This is a genomic window from Pseudomonas sp. microsymbiont 2, from assembly GCF_054788395.1.
In genome coordinates this window covers 2,228,179-2,243,533 of sequence record NZ_CM139112.1, presented here as the reverse complement: position 1 = coordinate 2,243,533, position 15,355 = coordinate 2,228,179, and the positions used below count along the sequence as shown (strand labels likewise).

The window sequence follows — 15,355 nt, the reverse complement described above, 5'->3', positions numbered from 1 at the left end:
CGCCATGGCGGCACGCTGTATGGCGCGTGAACGGGGGCTACTTTCATTTAGTTGCAATTTGAGCATGCATTTTCTTTTGTGACAAAGGCTTATGCTGTGTTTTTGCACAGGTGTGACAGCAAAAGTGGCAGATGGTGCCTGGAGCCACCGAAGCCGGGTGCAATTTGTGGACCCGCATAGAGAGCCTGTAGGAGCGGCCTTGTGTCGCGATGGGCTGCTCAGCAGCCCCAGGATTGCGGCATCATGCTGAGTAGTTGGGGCTGCTGCGCAGCCCATCGCGACACAAGGCCGCTCCTACAGGGATCGCGCAAGGCGTTGACCTCATTTCCAACGCACGCCATGCTGCCCTCTCCCCTCCCCCGCCGCTCAAGAACACCATGCTCACCTGGCTGACCCGCGACTCGCTGACCTTCCCGCCCCTGGAAAAGGCCCTGCACGACCCCAACGGCCTGCTCGCCGCCGGCGGCGACCTGACGCCTGATCGCCTGGTCGCGGCCTATCGCCATGGCTGCTTCCCCTGGTATCAGGATGGCCAGCCGATCCTCTGGTGGTCGCCCGATCCGCGCACGGTGCTGTTCCCGGACGAGCTGCATGTCTCGCGCTCGCTGGCCAAGCTGATCCGCCAGGGCCGCTACCAGGTGAGCTTCGACAGCGACTTCCCGGCGGTGATCGCCGCCTGCGCCGCGCCACGCGACTATGCCGACGGCACCTGGATCACCGACAACATGCGCGCCGCCTACTGCGAGCTGCACCGCCGCGGCATCGCCCATTCGGTGGAGGTGCGCCAGGACGGCGAGCTGGTCGGCGGCCTCTACGGCCTGGCCATCGGCCGACTGTTCTTCGGCGAATCGATGTTCAGCCGCGCCGACAACGCCTCCAAGGTAGGCTTCGTGACCTTGGTCGAGCACCTCCGGCAGGCCGGCTTCGTGCTGATCGACTGCCAGATGCCGACCAACCACCTGCACAGCCTGGGCGCCCGCGCCATCAGCCGAGCCGACTTCGCCAACCACCTGGCGCGACACCTGGATCAACCCAGCGGCGCCAGCTGGGTTGCCTAGTCGAGTTCCCGGAGCTGGCTTACACTTAGAGACAAAGTCTCACCTAAGGGGTTGATCATGACAGAGCTGGCGCGCTTGAAGTTCTATGCCACTCAACCCCACTCCTGCAGCTATCTGCCGGATGAGCAGGCAACCACGCTGTTTCTCGACCCAAGCCAGCCGATGGACGTGCATGTCTATGCCGACCTGTCGGAAATGGGCTTTCGCCGCAGCGGCGACCACCTCTATCGCCCGCATTGCCAACATTGCAACGCCTGCGTTCCAGCGCGCATCCCCGCAGCGCGCTTCATCCCCAACCGCCAGCAACGGCGTATCCTCAAGCGCAATGCCGACCTGACCGTCAGTGCCGCTCGCCCGTCCTTCAAGGAAGAATACTTCGACCTGTACCGACGCTATATCGAGCAGCGCCATGCCGACGGCGACATGTACCCACCGAGTCGCGACCAGTTTTCCACCTTCCTGGTCCGCGACCTGCCCTTCTGCTGGTTCTACGAGTTCCGCCTCGAAGGCCGGCTCCTGGCCGTGGCGGTGTGCGACCTGCTGCCCAATGGCCTGTCGGCGGTCTACACCTTCTATGAACCCGAAGAGGAACGCCGCAGCCTCGGACGCTACGCCATCTTGTGGCAGATCACCGAAGCGCTGCGCCAGGACCTCGAGGCGGTGTACCTCGGTTACTGGATCAAGAACTGCAAGAAGATGAACTACAAGACCCAGTACCGCCCCATCGAATTGCTGATCAACCAGCGCTGGGTCACCCTCAACTGAAAGGCATTGGCTTGAAACACAATTTTCGGGCATAATCCACGCCACTTTTTTTGCCCGGTGCAGTCGTGCGTCGGGCCATCACTGGATACCGAGGGCTTTACTGCATGTCGAAAGAAGACAGCTTCGAAATGGAAGGCACTGTCGTCGACACCCTGCCCAACACCATGTTCCGCGTGGAGTTGGAAAACGGGCACGTCGTTACCGCGCATATCTCCGGCAAGATGCGCAAGAACTACATCCGTATTCTCACTGGCGACAAGGTCCGCGTCGAACTGACGCCGTACGACCTGAGCAAGGGCCGCATCACCTACCGTGCGCGCTAAGCTCAAGCCATGAAAAAGCCCGGCCAGTGTGCCGGGCTTTTTTATGGGCGCTGAAAAGCATCGCGGGGCAAGTCGCATCGGCGCACCGATGCGACTTGCCCCGCGAATGGCCGTTACGCGACTTCAGCCGTGGTCTCGTAATCGAACACCAGCTCGCCATCGCGCAAGTCGATGTGCACCACGCCACCGTGCTCGGCCAGCTCGCCGAACAGGATCTCCTCGGCCAATGGCCGCTTGATCTTGTCCTGGATCAGCCGCGCCATCGGTCGCGCGCCCATCTGCACGTCGTAGCCCGACGCCGCCAGCCAGCCACGAGCGGCATCGCTGACCTCCAGCAACACACGCTTGTCTTCCAGCTGCGCCTGCAGTTCGATGAGGAACTTGTCGACGATGCTCTTGATCGTCTCGTGGGACAGGCGGCCGAACTGGATGATGGTATCCAGGCGGTTGCGGAACTCCGGCGTGAAGCTCTTGCGAATGACTTCCATGGCATCGGACGAGTGATCCTGATGGGTGAAGCCGATCGAGGCCCGCGCGGCGGTTTCGGCGCCGGCGTTGGTGGTCATGATCAGGATCACGTTGCGGAAGTCCGCCTTGCGCCCGTTGTTGTCAGTCAGGGTACCGTGGTCCATCACCTGCAGCAGCAGGTTGAAGACTTCCGGGTGGGCCTTCTCGATTTCGTCGAGCAGCAGCACGCAGTGCGGTTGCTTGGTGATGGCCTCGGTCAGCAGGCCACCCTGGTCGAACCCGACATAGCCGGGCGGCGCACCGATCAGGCGCGATACGGTATGCCGCTCCATATACTCGGACATGTCGAAGCGCACCAACTCGACCCCCAGCGCCTTGGCCAACTGGCGAGCGGCCTCGGTCTTGCCCACCCCGGTGGGGCCGGCGAACAGGAACGAACCGACCGGTTTGTCCGGGGCCTTCAATCCGGCACGGGACAGCTTGATGGCGGTGGCCAGCGAGTCGATCGCCGCATCCTGGCCGAACACGGTCAGCTTGAGGTCACGCTCGAGGTTGCGCAGCAGCTCTTTGTCCGAGCTGGTGACATGCTTCGGCGGAATCCGCGCGATCTTGGCGACGATGTCCTCGACCTGAGGCACGTCGATGCGCTTGACCCGGTTGGCCTCTGGCTGCAGGCGCTGGTAGGCGCCCGCCTCGTCGATCACATCGATGGCCTTGTCCGGCATGTGCCGGTCATTGATGTAGCGCGAGGCGAGTTCGGCGGCGGCGCGCAGGGCTTCGTCGCTGTACTCGATGTTGTGGTGGCTTTCGAAGCGCCCCTTGAGGCCACGCAGGATGCCCACGGTGTCTTCCACCGACGGCTCGGTGACATCGACCTTCTGGAAGCGCCGCGCCAGCGCCCGGTCCTTCTCGAAGATGCCGCGGAACTCCTGGAAGGTGGTCGAACCGATGCAGCGGATCTCACCGGAGGACAGCAGCGGCTTGAGCAGGTTGGACGCATCCATCACGCCACCGGATGCCGCGCCGGCGCCGATGATGGTGTGGATCTCGTCGATGAACAGGATCGCCTGCGGCCGCTTGCGCAGCTCGCCGAGCAGCGCCTTGAAGCGCTTCTCGAAGTCGCCGCGGTACTTGGTGCCGGCCAGCAGCGCGCCCAGGTCGAGCGAGTAGACCACGCTCTGGGCCAGCAGGTCGGGCACCTGGCCGTCGACGATGCGCTTGGCCAGGCCCTCGGCGATGGCGGTCTTGCCGACACCGGCCTCGCCCACCAGCAGTGGGTTGTTCTTGCGCCGACGGGCAAGGATCTGCGCGACGCGCTCGACCTCCTGCTCGCGCCCGACCAAAGGGTCGATGCGCCCGGCACGCGCCAGTTCGTTCAGGTTGCTGGCATAGGCATCCAGCGGGTTGCTGGAAGACGACGTTTCGCCACCCTCCTCGTCCTGCATGTCCTGATCGCTTTCGCTGTGCGAACCATGTCCTGGCACCTTGCTGATGCCATGGGCGATGTAGTTGACGACGTCGATGCGGGCCACGCTCTGCTGCTTGAGCAGGAACACCGCCTGGCTTTCCTGTTCGCTGAAGATCGCCACCAGCACGTTGGCGCCGGTGACTTCACGCTTGCCGGAGCTCTGCACGTGGAACACGGCACGCTGCAGCACGCGCTGGAAGCCCAGGGTCGGTTGCGTTTCGCGATCCTCGTCATGCACGGGAATCAGCGGCGTGGTCGAATCGATGAACTCTTGCAGGTCGTGCTTGAGCTTGTCGAGATTGGCGCCACAGGCGCGCAGAACGGTCGCGGCGGCTTCATTGTCAAGGAGTGCCAGCAACAGGTGTTCGACGGTCATGAACTCATGACGCTTCGAACGGGCCTCCTTGAAGGCCAGATTGAGGGTGACTTCGAGCTCGCGGTTTAACATAGCTTCACCTCATACCCAAGTGGTCGGCGATTAACCGTCCTTCTCGATTTCACAGAGTAGCGGATGCTGGCTTTCCCTGGCGTATTGGTTGACCTGCATGGCCTTCGTTTCGGCGATGTCACGGGTAAACAATCCGCATACTGCCCGCCCTTCGGTATGGACGGTCAGCATGATCTTCGTTGCCAGCTCGCGGTTCAGATTGAAGAACGTCTCGAGCACTTCGACGACGAAATCCATCGGCGTGTAGTCATCGTTGAACAAAACCACCTTGTACATCGGTGGCGCCTGCAGGATCGGCTTGGCCTCCTGAACCGCGAGGCCCGCGCCATCGTCCTCATGCCCGTCCTCATGCGACTGGGGGCGATCCTGATTGAATGTTAGTCGAATCTCACTGAGTACATGCATGGAAAGAATTTCATCATGATCGACAGGTTAAGGTTGTGGGTTGACCGCGCAGGCCGCGCTCGGCGCGGGCGCCGGCTGACCTTGACTATCGGCAAAACGGTGTTACAACCAATAGGAACCCACCGTGGTCGATAAAGATCCGCGCAGTCAACCAGATTTTCTCGCAAGGTTCGTATGCGGATGAAGTGGATGATACTCCAGTGATGGAGTCCTTTGCAGAGGGACATAGGGATGGCAAGCGGTAAAGTCAAGTGGTTCAACAATGCCAAGGGCTACGGATTCATCAACGAGGACGGTAAGACCGACGACCTGTTCGCCCACTACTCGGCGATCAAGATGGACGGCTACAAGACCCTCAAGGCCGGCCAATCAGTGACTTTCGAGATCGTCCAGGGCCCCAAGGGGCTGCATGCGACCGAGATCGCCAGTGCCAATGCCAGCGTCTCGACGGGAGCACCGCACTCGACGACCGCCGAAGTCTGACCTCCATCCCCTGTCCATATACGAAAAAACCGGCCGCTTCTTCAATCAATGAGGCGGCCGGTTTTTTTCGCATCGATTACATGTGCTTGATCAGCGCATCGCCAAAGCCCGAACTGCTCACCAAAGTCGCGCCCTCCATCAGACGCTCGAAGTCATAGGTGACGGTCTTGGCGGCGATCGCCCCGTTGGTCCCCTTGATGATCAGGTCGGCCGCCTCGGTCCAGCCCATGTGGCGCAGCATCATCTCGGCCGAGAGGATCACCGAGCCTGGGTTGACCTGGTCTTTCCCGGCGTACTTGGGCGCGGTGCCATGGGTCGCCTCGAACATGGCCACGGTGTCCGACAGGTTGGCCCCGGGCGCGATGCCGATCCCGCCCACTTCCGCCGCCAGGGCGTCGGACAGATAGTCACCGTTGAGGTTCAGGGTGGCGATCACGTCATATTCGGCAGGGCGCAGCAGGATCTGCTGGAGCATGGCATCGGCGATGGCGTCCTTGACGATCACCTCGCGGCCGGTCTTCGGATTCTTGAACTTCATCCAAGGGCCGCCGTCGAGCAGTTCGGCGCCAAATTCATCGCGCGCCACCTCGTAGCCCCAATCCTTGAAGGCCCCTTCGGTGAACTTCATGATGTTGCCCTTGTGCACCAGGGTCAGCGACTTGCGGTCGTTGTCCACCACATACTGCAGGGCCTTGCGCACCAGACGCTTGGTGCCCTCCTTGGAGACCGGCTTGACGCCGATGCCACAGTCCTGGTCGAAGCGGATCTTGGTGACGCCCATTTCCTCCTTGAGGAACTTGATCACCTTGTTCGCCTCGGGCGAGCCGGCCTTCCACTCGATGCCGGCATAGATGTCCTCGGAGTTCTCGCGGAAGATCACCATGTCGACGTCACCGGGCTTTTTCACCGGGCTCGGCACGCCCTGGAACCAGACCACCGGACGCAGGCACACATACAGGTCGAGCTGCTGGCGCAAGGCCACGTTGAGCGAACGGATGCCGCCGCCGACCGGGGTGGTCAGCGGCCCCTTGATCGACACCACATAATCCTTCACCGCATCCAGGGTCTCCTGGGGCAGCCAGGTGTCCTGGTCGTACACCTGGGTGGCCTTCTCGCCGGCGTACACCTCCATCCAGGCGATCTTGCGCTTGCCGCCATAAGCCTTCTGCACGGCGGCATCCACTACCTTGATCATCACCGGCGAAACATCCACGCCGATACCGTCGCCCTCGATGTAGGGAATGATGGGGTTGTCGGGAACATTGAGCGAATGGTCTGCATTGACGGTGATCTTGGCACCATCGGCCGGAACCTTGATTTTCTGGTATCCCATGCTGCACTACTCCGCTTTTCCTGGTGTGATTGGAAATCGTGCGATCCACTGAGCCTAAACCACATCTGCCGACCTGCAAGGTACGCTGCCCCACCTGGATCACCATCCCTGCAAGCACTGCGTGGGAGCGGGCTTGCCCCGCGAACACCGGCATAGCCGGTGCCACGCACCGCGGCGCACGCATCGCGGGTCAAGCCCGCTCCCACGTCGACCACCAAAGAACTGGGTGTGTTTCACCGCCCAAGCCTGCGGCAACACGCCACATTGCCCCTACGTCTTTGGTCTTATAAATGGCGCGATCGCACTTGACCTTGCTGATTAGCCCAAAGGGTTTGATATACTGCGCCGCGACCATAGGGTCATCGGGGCGAACCCTTGGAAAATGCGGCTCGCCCTTGGTCAAGAATGACCACGAAGCCTGGGTTGTTACCGCGGCCCAGCACTTGACGCTCGACTGATGCATCCACCATCACCGCTCGCAGCCTCTCGACTTTCCGCTCATGGCGTCGCCAGGGCGAAGCGCCTACCCTGCGCACCTCGAGACTCGAGTACGCTCAGCACATAGAGAGTTAACCCGCATGCCCACCCGTTCCAAGATCATCTACACCTTCACCGACGAAGCCCCCGCCCTCGCCACCTACTCGCTGCTGCCGATCGTCGAGGCCTTCACCGCTTCGGCCGATATCGCCGTCGAAACCCGCGACATCTCCCTGGCCGGCCGTATCCTTGCGGCTTTCCCGGAGCGCCTGGGCGCCGAGAAGCAGGTAGGCGATCACCTGGCGGAACTGGGCCAACTGGCTACCACCCCGGAAGCCAACATCATCAAGCTGCCGAACATCTCCGCCTCGGTTCCACAGCTGAAGGCCGCGATCAAGGAGCTGCAAGCCAAGGGCTTCGACATCCCTGACTACGCCGACGAGCCAGCCAGCGCCGAGGAAAAAGAATCCCGCGCCCGCTACGACCGCATCAAGGGCAGCGCCGTGAACCCGGTCCTGCGCGAAGGCAACTCCGATCGCCGCGCCCCGCTGTCGGTCAAGAACTACGCACGCAAGCACCCGCACAAGATGGGCGCCTGGGCCGCCGACTCCAAGTCGCACGTTGCCCACATGACCCAGGGCGACTTCTACGGCAGCGAAAAAGCCGCGCTGATCGAGGCTGACGACAGCCTGCGCATCGAGTTGGTCGGCAAGGATGGCAACACCACCGTCCTGAAAGAAAAGACCGCCGTCAAGGCCGCCGAAGTCATCGACTGCGCCACCATGAGCCGCAAGGCCCTGAAAGCCTTCATCGCCGAGCAGATCGCCGATGCCAAGGCCTCCGGCGTGCTGCTGTCGGTACACCTGAAAGCCACCATGATGAAGGTCTCCGACCCGATCATGTTCGGCGTGATCGTCGAAGCGTTCTACAACGACGTGCTGGCCAAGCACGCCGCAGCCCTGGCCGAAGTAGGCTTCAACGCCAACAACGGCATCGGCGACCTGTACGCCCGCATCAAGGATCTGCCTGCCGACAAGCAGGCCGAGATCGAAGCCGACATCCAGGCCCTGTACGCCGTTCGCCCGGCCCTGGCCATGGTCAACTCGGACAAGGGCATCACCAACCTGCACGTGCCGAGCGACGTCATCGTCGATGCCTCGATGCCTGCGATGATCCGCGACTCGGGCAAGATGTGGAACACCGCCGGTGAACTGCAGGATGCCAAGGCGATCATCCCGGATCGCTGCTACGCCGGCATCTACCAGGCCACCATCGAAGACTGCAAGGCCAACGGCGCCTTCGACCCGACCACCATGGGCAGCGTGCCGAACGTTGGCCTGATGGCGCAAAAAGCCGAAGAGTACGGCTCCCACGACAAGACCTTCCAGATCAAGGCCGACGGCGTCGTGCGCGTGGTCGATGGCAAGGGCAAGGTCGTTCTGGAGCAGAACGTCGAAGCCGGTGACATCTTCCGCATGTGCCAGACCAAGGACGCGCCGATCCAGGACTGGGTCAAGCTGGCCGTCAACCGCGCCCGCCTGAGCAACACCCCGGCGGTGTTCTGGCTGGACCCGGCCCGCGCCCACGACGGCGTGATGATCGAGAAGGTACAGACCTACCTGAAGGATCACGACACTTCCGGCCTGGACATCCGCATCCTGGCCCCGGTCGATGCCATCAAGTTCTCCCTGGCCCGCATCCGCGAAGGCAAGGACACCATCTCGGTGACCGGCAACGTGCTGCGCGACTACCTGACCGACCTGTTCCCGATCATGGAGCTGGGCACCAGCGCCAAGATGCTGTCGATCGTGCCACTGATGAACGGCGGTGGCCTGTTCGAAACCGGCGCCGGCGGTTCGGCTCCGAAGCACGTGCAGCAGCTGGTGGAAGAGAACTTCCTGCGTTGGGACTCGCTGGGTGAGTTCCTGGCCCTGGCCGCTTCCCTGGAGCACCTGGGCAACACCTACGACAACCCGCGCGCCAAGGTCCTGGCCAACACCCTGGACCAGGCCACCGGCAAGTTCCTCGACACCAACAAGTCGCCTTCGCGCAAGGTCGGCGGTATCGATAACCGTGGCAGCCACTTCTACCTGACCCTGTACTGGGCAGAAGCCCTGGCCGCCCAGACCGACGACGCTGCCCTGCAGGCGCGCTTCGCCCCGCTGGCCAAGACCCTGAGCGAGAACGAAGCGACCATCGTCGCCGAGCTCAACGCCGTCCAGGGCAAGCCGGCCGACATCGGTGGCTACTACGCACCGGATGCCGAGCTGACCGCCAAGGTAATGCGCCCAAGCCAGACCCTGAACAGCGCCATCGCCGCACTGTAAGGCTCGCTTGAAGTAACCGCACAGACCCCGGCCACGCACCGGGGTTTGTGCTTTTTGAAGTTTGTGAAATCTCCCGTGGGAGCGGGCTTGCCCCGCGATTGCGCTGAACCTGTATGGGCGCAATCGCGGGGCAAGCCCGCTCCCACGCCCCCGCCATGGAGCCCACTGCATGACCTGGCAACCCCACATCACCGTCGCCACCGTCGTCGAACACGACGGCAAGTTCCTTTTCGTCGAGGAGTTCAAGGCCGGCCGGCACGTGTTCAACCAGCCCGCCGGCCACCTCGAAGCCAACGAAACCATCACCCAGGCCGCCCTGCGCGAAACCCTCGAGGAAACCGCCTGGGAAGTCGAACTCACCGGCGTGGTCGGCATCTACCTCTATACCGCCCCGAGCAACGGCGTCACCTACCAGCGCATCTGCTTCGCCGCCCGGCCGCTGCGCCACCACGCCGAGCTGGCCCTGGACAGCGACATCGTCCGCGCGGTGTGGCTGAGCCGCGACGAGTTGCTGGCCGAGCCGTCACGCTGGCGCAGCGAACTGGTGCCGCGCTGCCTCGACGACTACCTGAAAGGCCCGCTGCACAGCCTCGATCTGCTGCGCGACTGACGCCAGGGCGCGGGTTTGATAGAATCGGCGTTTTTCCCCTCTGATACACACCGGTAGCCATGACCAGCCCAGCACTCAAAGACCCCGCCAAGACCCGCGTCATCGTCGGCATGTCCGGCGGCGTGGACTCTTCCGTCTCCGCCCTTCTGCTCATGGAGCAGGGCTACCAGGTGGAAGGTCTGTTCATGAAGAACTGGGAAGAGGACGACGGTACCGAATACTGCACCGCCCGCGAAGACCTGGCCGACGCCCAGGCCGTGTGCGACCGCATCGGCATCAAGCTGCACACCGCCAACTTCGCCGCCGAGTACTGGGACAATGTATTCGAGCACTTCCTCGAGGAATACAAGGCCGGGCGCACGCCCAACCCGGACATCCTCTGCAACCGCGAAATCAAGTTCAAGGCGTTCCTCGACTACGCCCTGTCGCTTGGCGCCGACCTGATCGCCACCGGCCACTACGTGCGCCGCCGCGATACTGGCGAGCTGACCGAGCTGCTCAAGGGCCTGGACCCGAACAAGGACCAGAGCTACTTCCTGCACGCCGTGGGCGGCGCGGAGATCGCCCGCACCCTGTTCCCGGTCGGCGAACTGGAAAAGCCCGAGGTGCGCGCCATCGCCGAGAAACACGGCCTGGCCACCGCCAAGAAGAAGGACTCCACCGGTATCTGCTTCATTGGCGAGCGCCGCTTCAGCGACTTCCTCAAGCAGTACCTGCCGGCCCAGCCGGGCGACATCGAGACCACCGACGGCGAGGTGATCGGCCGCCACCACGGCCTGATGTACCACACCATCGGCCAGCGCCAGGGCCTGGGCATCGGCGGCCTGAAGGACGCCGGCGACGAGCCGTGGTACGTGCTGCACAAGGACCTGACCCGCAACGTGCTGGTGGTCGGCCAGGGTAACGAACACCCGTGGCTGTTCTCCCGCGCCCTGTTGGCTTCGGAAATCTTCTGGGTCAACCCGATCGACCTCTCCAGCCCGCGCCGCCTGACCGCCAAGGTGCGCTACCGCCAGGGCGACCAGCAGTGCACCCTGGAACGCACCGAGAGCGGCTATCGCGCCGTGTTCGACGAGCCGCAGCGCGCCGTGACCCCTGGCCAGTCCGTGGTGTTCTATGACGGTGAAGTGTGCCTGGGCGGCGGCGTGATCGAAATCGCCGAGCCGTGGAGCCCGCGCGCATGAGCAACCTGCAGGAGCAACTGATCGCCCTGGGCGGCGTGTTCCAGGCCGCGGTGCTGGTGGACCGCATCGCCCGCACCGGCCAAGCCAGCGAAGCCAATATCGGCTGCATGCTCGGCAGCCTGCTGGTACGCGACCCGAAGGACACCCTGGAGGTGTTCGGTGGCGACGACCTCAACCTGCGCGACGGCTACCGCGCGCTGGTCGGCGCCCTGGAACGCGACCCCAGCAGCCTGCAGCGCGAGCCGCTGCGCTATGCCCTGTCGATGCTGGGCCTGGAGCGCCAGCTGAACAAGCGCGGCGACCTGCTCGACACCATCGGCAACCGTCTGCCGCAGATCCAGTCCCAAGCTGAACATTTCGGCCTGGTTCACGAAAACGTCATCGCTTCCAGCGGAGCCTTGTACCAGGACACCCTGAGCACCCTGCGCCAGCGCATCCAGGTACACGGCGACATGCGCTTCCTGCAACAGGCCAGCAACGCCTCGAAGATCCGTGCCCTGCTGCTGGCCGGCATTCGCGCCGCGCGCCTGTGGCGCCAGCTGGGCGGGCACCGCTGGCAACTGGTGTTCAGCCGGCGCAAGCTGCTCAACGAGCTGTACGGGATGATGCGTACTGCCGACTGACACAGAAACCTGTGTAGGAGCGGCCTTGTGTCGCGATAGGGCCGCAGCGCGGCCCCAGGATCTCGAGCCCGGCTCAAGATTGCCGGGGCTGCTGCGCAGCCCTTTCGCGACACAAGGCCGCTCCTACACAGGGATTGCGACATGATTTACAGGCCCGACCTTTGGTCAGCCACCCGACTCGGGCGCGTTTTTCATGTATGATATGCGCCCTTCCAAAAGCCTGACTGTCCGAGAACACCCCATGCAGCTCTCTTCGCTCACTGCGGTTTCCCCTGTAGACGGCCGTTACGCCGGCAAAACCCAGGCCTTGCGCCCCATCTTCAGCGAATTCGGCCTGATCCGATTCCGCGCCCTGGTCGAAGTGCGCTGGCTGCAGCGCCTGGCCGCCCACCCGCAGATCGGCGAAGTGCCGGCGTTCTCCGCCGAAGCCAACGCCCTGCTGGACAGCCTGGCCACCGATTTCAAGCTCGAGCACGCCGAACGCGTCAAGGAAATCGAGCGCACCACCAACCACGACGTCAAGGCCATCGAGTACCTGCTCAAGGAACAGGCCGCCCAGTTGCCTGAACTGGCCAAGGTCAGCGAGTTCATCCACTTCGCCTGCACCAGCGAGGACATCAACAACCTGTCCCACGCCCTGATGCTGCGCGCTGGCCGTGACGACGTGCTGCTGCCGCTGATGCGCCAGATCGCCGAGGCCATCCGCGCCCTGGCCCACGCCCACGCCGACGTGCCGATGCTGTCGCGCACCCACGGCCAGCCGGCTTCGCCGACCACCCTGGGCAAGGAACTGGCCAACGTCGTCTACCGCCTGGAGCGCCAGATCGCGCAAGTGGCCGCCGTGCCGCTGCTGGGCAAGATCAACGGCGCCGTGGGCAACTACAACGCCCACCTGTCGGCTTACTCGCAGATCGACTGGGAAGCCAACGCCCGCGCCTTCATCGAGGACGAGCTGGGCCTGGTGTTCAACCCCTACACCACCCAGATCGAGCCGCACGACTACATCGCCGAGCTGTTCGACGCCATCGCCCGCTTCAACACCATCCTCATCGACTTCGACCGCGACGTCTGGGGCTACATCTCGCTGGGCTACTTCAAGCAGAAGACCGTCGCCGGCGAAATCGGCTCCTCGACCATGCCGCACAAGGTCAACCCGATCGACTTCGAGAACTCCGAAGGCAATCTGGGCATCGCCAACGCGCTGTTCCAGCACCTGGCCAGCAAGCTGCCGATCTCGCGCTGGCAGCGCGACCTGACCGACTCCACCGTGCTGCGCAACCTGGGCGTGGGCTTCGCCCACAGCGTCATCGCCTATGAAGCCAGCCTCAAGGGCATCGGCAAGCTCGAAGTCAACGCCGCCCGCATCGCCGCCGACCTGGACGCTTGCTGGGAAGTCCTCGCCGAGCCGATCCAGACCGTGATGCGCCGCTTCAACATCGAGAACCCCTACGAGAAGCTCAAGGAGCTGACCCGTGGCAAGGGTATCACCCCTGAAGCGCTGCTGACCTTCATCGACGGCCTGGACATGCCGGCCGAAGCCAAGGCCGAACTCAAGCAGCTGACCCCGGCGTCCTACATCGGCAACGCGGTGGCTCAGGCAAAACGCATCTAAGCTGACCGCCGCGTTCAACGCCCGGCCTGGCCGGGCGTTTTTATTCCCGTACGAAAACTAAGTTTTTTCAATAGGTTGAACATGAATTCTGATACTCCACTGCAACTGTTGGGCGGCCTCACGGCCCGTGAATTCCTGCGCGACTACTGGCAGAAGAAGCCACTGCTGGTGCGTCAGGCCTTCCCCGACTTCGTCAGCCCCATCGATGGCGACGAGCTGGCCGGCCTGGCATTGGAAGAAGAAGTCGAGTCGCGCCTGGTGCTGGAACACGGCGAGCGTCCGTGGGAGCTGCGCCGCGGCCCGTTCGCCGAGGACGCCTTCGCCGACCTGCCCGAGCGCGACTGGACCCTGCTGGTGCAGGCCGTCGACCAGTTCGTGCCAGAGGTCGCCGAGCTGCTGGAAGAGTTCCGCTTCCTGCCCAGCTGGCGTATCGACGACGTGATGATCAGCTACGCCGCGCCCGGTGGCAGCGTCGGCCCGCATTTCGACAACTACGACGTGTTCCTGCTGCAGGGCGAGGGCAAGCGCAACTGGAAAGTCGGCCAGATGTGCAACAGCGACAGCCCGCTGATCGACCACACCGACCTGCGCATCCTCGCCGATTTCGAGCAGAGCGACGAGTGGACCCTGGAGCCGGGCGACATGCTCTACCTGCCTCCGCGCCTGGCCCACTACGGCGTTGCCGAGAACGAGTGCCTGACCTACTCGGTCGGCTTCCGCGCCCCGAGCGCGGCCGAAGTGCTGACCCACTTCACCGACTTCCTCGGCCAGTTCCTGCCGGAAGAAGAGCGCTACAGCGACGCCGACGCCCAGCCGGTCAGCGATCCGCACCAGATCCAGCATGACGCCCTCGACCGCCTCAAGGCGCTGATCGACAAGCACATGGCCGACAAGGACCTGCTGCTGACCTGGTTCGGCCAGTTCATGACCGAGCCGCGTTATCCCGAGCAGGTGGTCGGCGAAGAGCTGAGCGAGCAGGAGCTGCTCGACTATCTCGGCCAGGGCGCCATCCTGATCCGCAACCCGAGCGCACGCTTGGCCTGGTCGGAGTTCGGCGACGATCTGCTGCTGTTCGCCAGCGGTCGCAGCTGCCCGCTGCCTGGGAAACTGCGCGAACTGCTGAAGCTGATCTGTTCCGCCGACGCCCTGCACAGCGAGAACCTCGGACAGTGGCTGCAGGACGAAGACGGCCTGATGCTGGTACAACAGCTGGTCATGCAAGGCAGCCTGGGATTCGCCGATGAATAAGATCAGTGTTCGACTGGCCGACTGGCACAAGGACAACGCCGACATCCACCGCATTCGCAGCGCCGTGTTCGTCGCCGAGCAGCACGTGCCGCCGGAGCTGGAGTTCGATGCCGAGGACCCGACCGCGGTGCATTTCCTGGCGCTGGAAGGCGACTACCCGATCGGTACCGCGCGTCTGCTGCCCGATGGCACCATCGGCCGGGTCTCGGTGCTCAAGGACTGGCGCGGCCTGAACGTGGGCGATGCGCTGATGCGCGCGGTGATCCTCGAAGCGCAGAATCGCGACCTCAGCCAGCAGATGCTCAGCGCCCAGGTGCATGCCACCCCGTTCTACGAGCGCCTGGGTTTTCGCGTGGTCAGCGAGGAGTTCCTCGAGGCCGGCATCCCGCACGTGGACATGGTCCGCGACTCGCGCTGAGCCATCAGATTGGCGGCCTGCTCCTTGTAGGAGCGGCCTTGTGTCGCGAAAGGGCTGCGTAGCAGCCCCAGGATTTCAGCGTTGGCGCAAAGATCGCCGGGGCCG

14 protein-coding genes are annotated in these 15,355 nt (G+C 63.5%); 11 read left to right on the top strand and 3 right to left on the bottom strand.

Translation table 11 applies throughout. The features are described from left to right. The first annotated feature begins 377 nt into the window (after positions 1-377). The 3 genes from aat to infA all read left to right on the top strand — a co-directional run bounded on the left by aat (position 378) and on the right by infA (position 2,146). Positions 378-1,058 (top strand): leucyl/phenylalanyl-tRNA--protein transferase, encoded by a 681-nt coding sequence (aat, locus tag ACYUME_RS10115; RefSeq protein WP_460418746.1) that lies wholly within the window; start codon positions 378-380, stop codon positions 1,056-1,058. Positions 1,059-1,115: 57 nt separating this feature from the next. Further along, positions 1,116-1,823 carry an arginyltransferase gene (locus tag ACYUME_RS10110; RefSeq protein ID WP_279885514.1) on the top strand — a complete coding sequence of 236 codons (708 nt, stop codon included), beginning with the start codon at positions 1,116-1,118 and terminating at the stop codon, positions 1,821-1,823. A 104-nt stretch (positions 1,824-1,927) separates the two neighbouring features. After that, positions 1,928-2,146: a translation initiation factor IF-1 gene (gene infA / locus ACYUME_RS10105; protein ID WP_002553999.1), complete on the top strand. Its 219-nt coding sequence runs from the start codon at positions 1,928-1,930 to the stop codon at positions 2,144-2,146. 113 nt (positions 2,147-2,259) lie between these two features. On the opposite strand, the gene clpA is transcribed toward infA, so the two are convergent. Both clpA and clpS read right to left on the bottom strand, forming a co-directional pair. Beyond that, complete coding sequence (gene clpA, locus ACYUME_RS10100) at positions 2,260-4,530, bottom strand: ATP-dependent Clp protease ATP-binding subunit ClpA (protein WP_279885512.1); 2,271 nt, start codon at positions 4,528-4,530, stop codon at positions 2,260-2,262. 30 nt (positions 4,531-4,560) lie between these two features. Further along, complete coding sequence (gene clpS, locus ACYUME_RS10095; RefSeq protein WP_023630410.1) at positions 4,561-4,935, bottom strand: ATP-dependent Clp protease adapter ClpS; 375 nt, start codon at positions 4,933-4,935, stop codon at positions 4,561-4,563. Positions 4,936-5,166: 231 nt separating this feature from the next. On the opposite strand from clpS, the gene cspD reads away from it, so the two are divergent. Continuing rightward, on the top strand, positions 5,167-5,418 hold the full coding sequence (gene cspD / locus ACYUME_RS10090) for a cold shock domain-containing protein CspD (RefSeq protein ID WP_279911515.1): 252 nt from the start codon (positions 5,167-5,169) through the stop codon (positions 5,416-5,418). Positions 5,419-5,494: 76 nt separating this feature from the next. Here the strand turns inward: cspD and icd are convergent, their stop codons facing one another. Further along, positions 5,495-6,751, bottom strand: coding sequence for an NADP-dependent isocitrate dehydrogenase (gene icd, locus ACYUME_RS10085; RefSeq protein ID WP_279885507.1), 1,257 nt, complete (start codon positions 6,749-6,751; stop codon positions 5,495-5,497). Between the two features lie 578 nt (positions 6,752-7,329). On the opposite strand from icd, the gene ACYUME_RS10080 reads away from it, so the two are divergent. The 7 genes from ACYUME_RS10080 to ACYUME_RS10050 all read left to right on the top strand — a co-directional run bounded on the left by ACYUME_RS10080 (position 7,330) and on the right by ACYUME_RS10050 (position 15,250). Continuing rightward, on the top strand, positions 7,330-9,555 hold the full coding sequence (locus tag ACYUME_RS10080; RefSeq protein ID WP_279885505.1) for an NADP-dependent isocitrate dehydrogenase: 2,226 nt from the start codon (positions 7,330-7,332) through the stop codon (positions 9,553-9,555). Positions 9,556-9,724: 169 nt separating this feature from the next. Next, positions 9,725-10,165, top strand: a complete 441-nt coding sequence (locus ACYUME_RS10075; protein WP_460418745.1) for an NUDIX hydrolase — start codon at positions 9,725-9,727, stop codon at positions 10,163-10,165. A gap of 59 nt (positions 10,166-10,224) precedes the next feature. Then, the gene (gene mnmA, locus ACYUME_RS10070; protein ID WP_279885500.1) at positions 10,225-11,349 is read left to right on the top strand and encodes a tRNA 2-thiouridine(34) synthase MnmA; all 1,125 of its coding nucleotides are present in this window, start codon (positions 10,225-10,227) and stop codon (positions 11,347-11,349) included. Next, positions 11,346-11,972, top strand: a complete 627-nt coding sequence (hflD, locus tag ACYUME_RS10065) for a high frequency lysogenization protein HflD (protein WP_279885498.1) — start codon at positions 11,346-11,348, stop codon at positions 11,970-11,972. Before mnmA ends, hflD begins: the two co-directional genes overlap by 4 nt. A 241-nt stretch (positions 11,973-12,213) precedes the next feature. Beyond that, a complete protein-coding gene (purB, locus tag ACYUME_RS10060) occupies positions 12,214-13,584 on the top strand; it encodes an adenylosuccinate lyase (RefSeq protein ID WP_279885496.1) in 1,371 nt (456 codons plus the stop codon). Between the two features lie 81 nt (positions 13,585-13,665). After that, on the top strand, positions 13,666-14,832 hold the full coding sequence (locus tag ACYUME_RS10055) for a ribosomal protein uL16 3-hydroxylase (protein ID WP_460418744.1): 1,167 nt from the start codon (positions 13,666-13,668) through the stop codon (positions 14,830-14,832). Then, the gene (locus ACYUME_RS10050; protein ID WP_460418743.1) at positions 14,825-15,250 is read left to right on the top strand and encodes a GNAT family N-acetyltransferase; all 426 of its coding nucleotides are present in this window, start codon (positions 14,825-14,827) and stop codon (positions 15,248-15,250) included. The genes ACYUME_RS10055 and ACYUME_RS10050 overlap by 8 nt, the downstream gene beginning before the upstream one ends. The last annotated feature ends 105 nt before the right edge of the window (positions 15,251-15,355 follow it).

What these genes read in the sequence shown, in the direction of transcription:
- mnmA (WP_279885500.1), top strand. Translation starts at nt 10,225, where the DNA reads ATGACCAGCCCAGCACTCAAAGACCCCGCCAAGACCCGCGTCATCGTC.
- infA (WP_002553999.1), top strand. Translation starts at nt 1,928, where the DNA reads ATGTCGAAAGAAGACAGCTTCGAAATGGAAGGCACTGTCGTCGACACC.
- aat (WP_460418746.1), top strand. Translation starts at nt 378, where the DNA reads ATGCTCACCTGGCTGACCCGCGACTCGCTGACCTTCCCGCCCCTGGAA.
- ACYUME_RS10075 (WP_460418745.1), top strand. Translation starts at nt 9,725, where the DNA reads ATGACCTGGCAACCCCACATCACCGTCGCCACCGTCGTCGAACACGAC.
- ACYUME_RS10110 (WP_279885514.1), top strand. Translation starts at nt 1,116, where the DNA reads ATGACAGAGCTGGCGCGCTTGAAGTTCTATGCCACTCAACCCCACTCC.
- clpA (WP_279885512.1), bottom strand. Translation starts at nt 4,530, where the DNA reads ATGTTAAACCGCGAGCTCGAAGTCACCCTCAATCTGGCCTTCAAGGAG.
- purB (WP_279885496.1), top strand. Translation starts at nt 12,214, where the DNA reads ATGCAGCTCTCTTCGCTCACTGCGGTTTCCCCTGTAGACGGCCGTTAC.
- ACYUME_RS10050 (WP_460418743.1), top strand. Translation starts at nt 14,825, where the DNA reads ATGAATAAGATCAGTGTTCGACTGGCCGACTGGCACAAGGACAACGCC.
- ACYUME_RS10080 (WP_279885505.1), top strand. Translation starts at nt 7,330, where the DNA reads ATGCCCACCCGTTCCAAGATCATCTACACCTTCACCGACGAAGCCCCC.
- cspD (WP_279911515.1), top strand. Translation starts at nt 5,167, where the DNA reads ATGGCAAGCGGTAAAGTCAAGTGGTTCAACAATGCCAAGGGCTACGGA.
- hflD (WP_279885498.1), top strand. Translation starts at nt 11,346, where the DNA reads ATGAGCAACCTGCAGGAGCAACTGATCGCCCTGGGCGGCGTGTTCCAG.
- icd (WP_279885507.1), bottom strand. Translation starts at nt 6,751, where the DNA reads ATGGGATACCAGAAAATCAAGGTTCCGGCCGATGGTGCCAAGATCACC.
- clpS (WP_023630410.1), bottom strand. Translation starts at nt 4,935, where the DNA reads ATGCATGTACTCAGTGAGATTCGACTAACATTCAATCAGGATCGCCCC.
- ACYUME_RS10055 (WP_460418744.1), top strand. Translation starts at nt 13,666, where the DNA reads ATGAATTCTGATACTCCACTGCAACTGTTGGGCGGCCTCACGGCCCGT.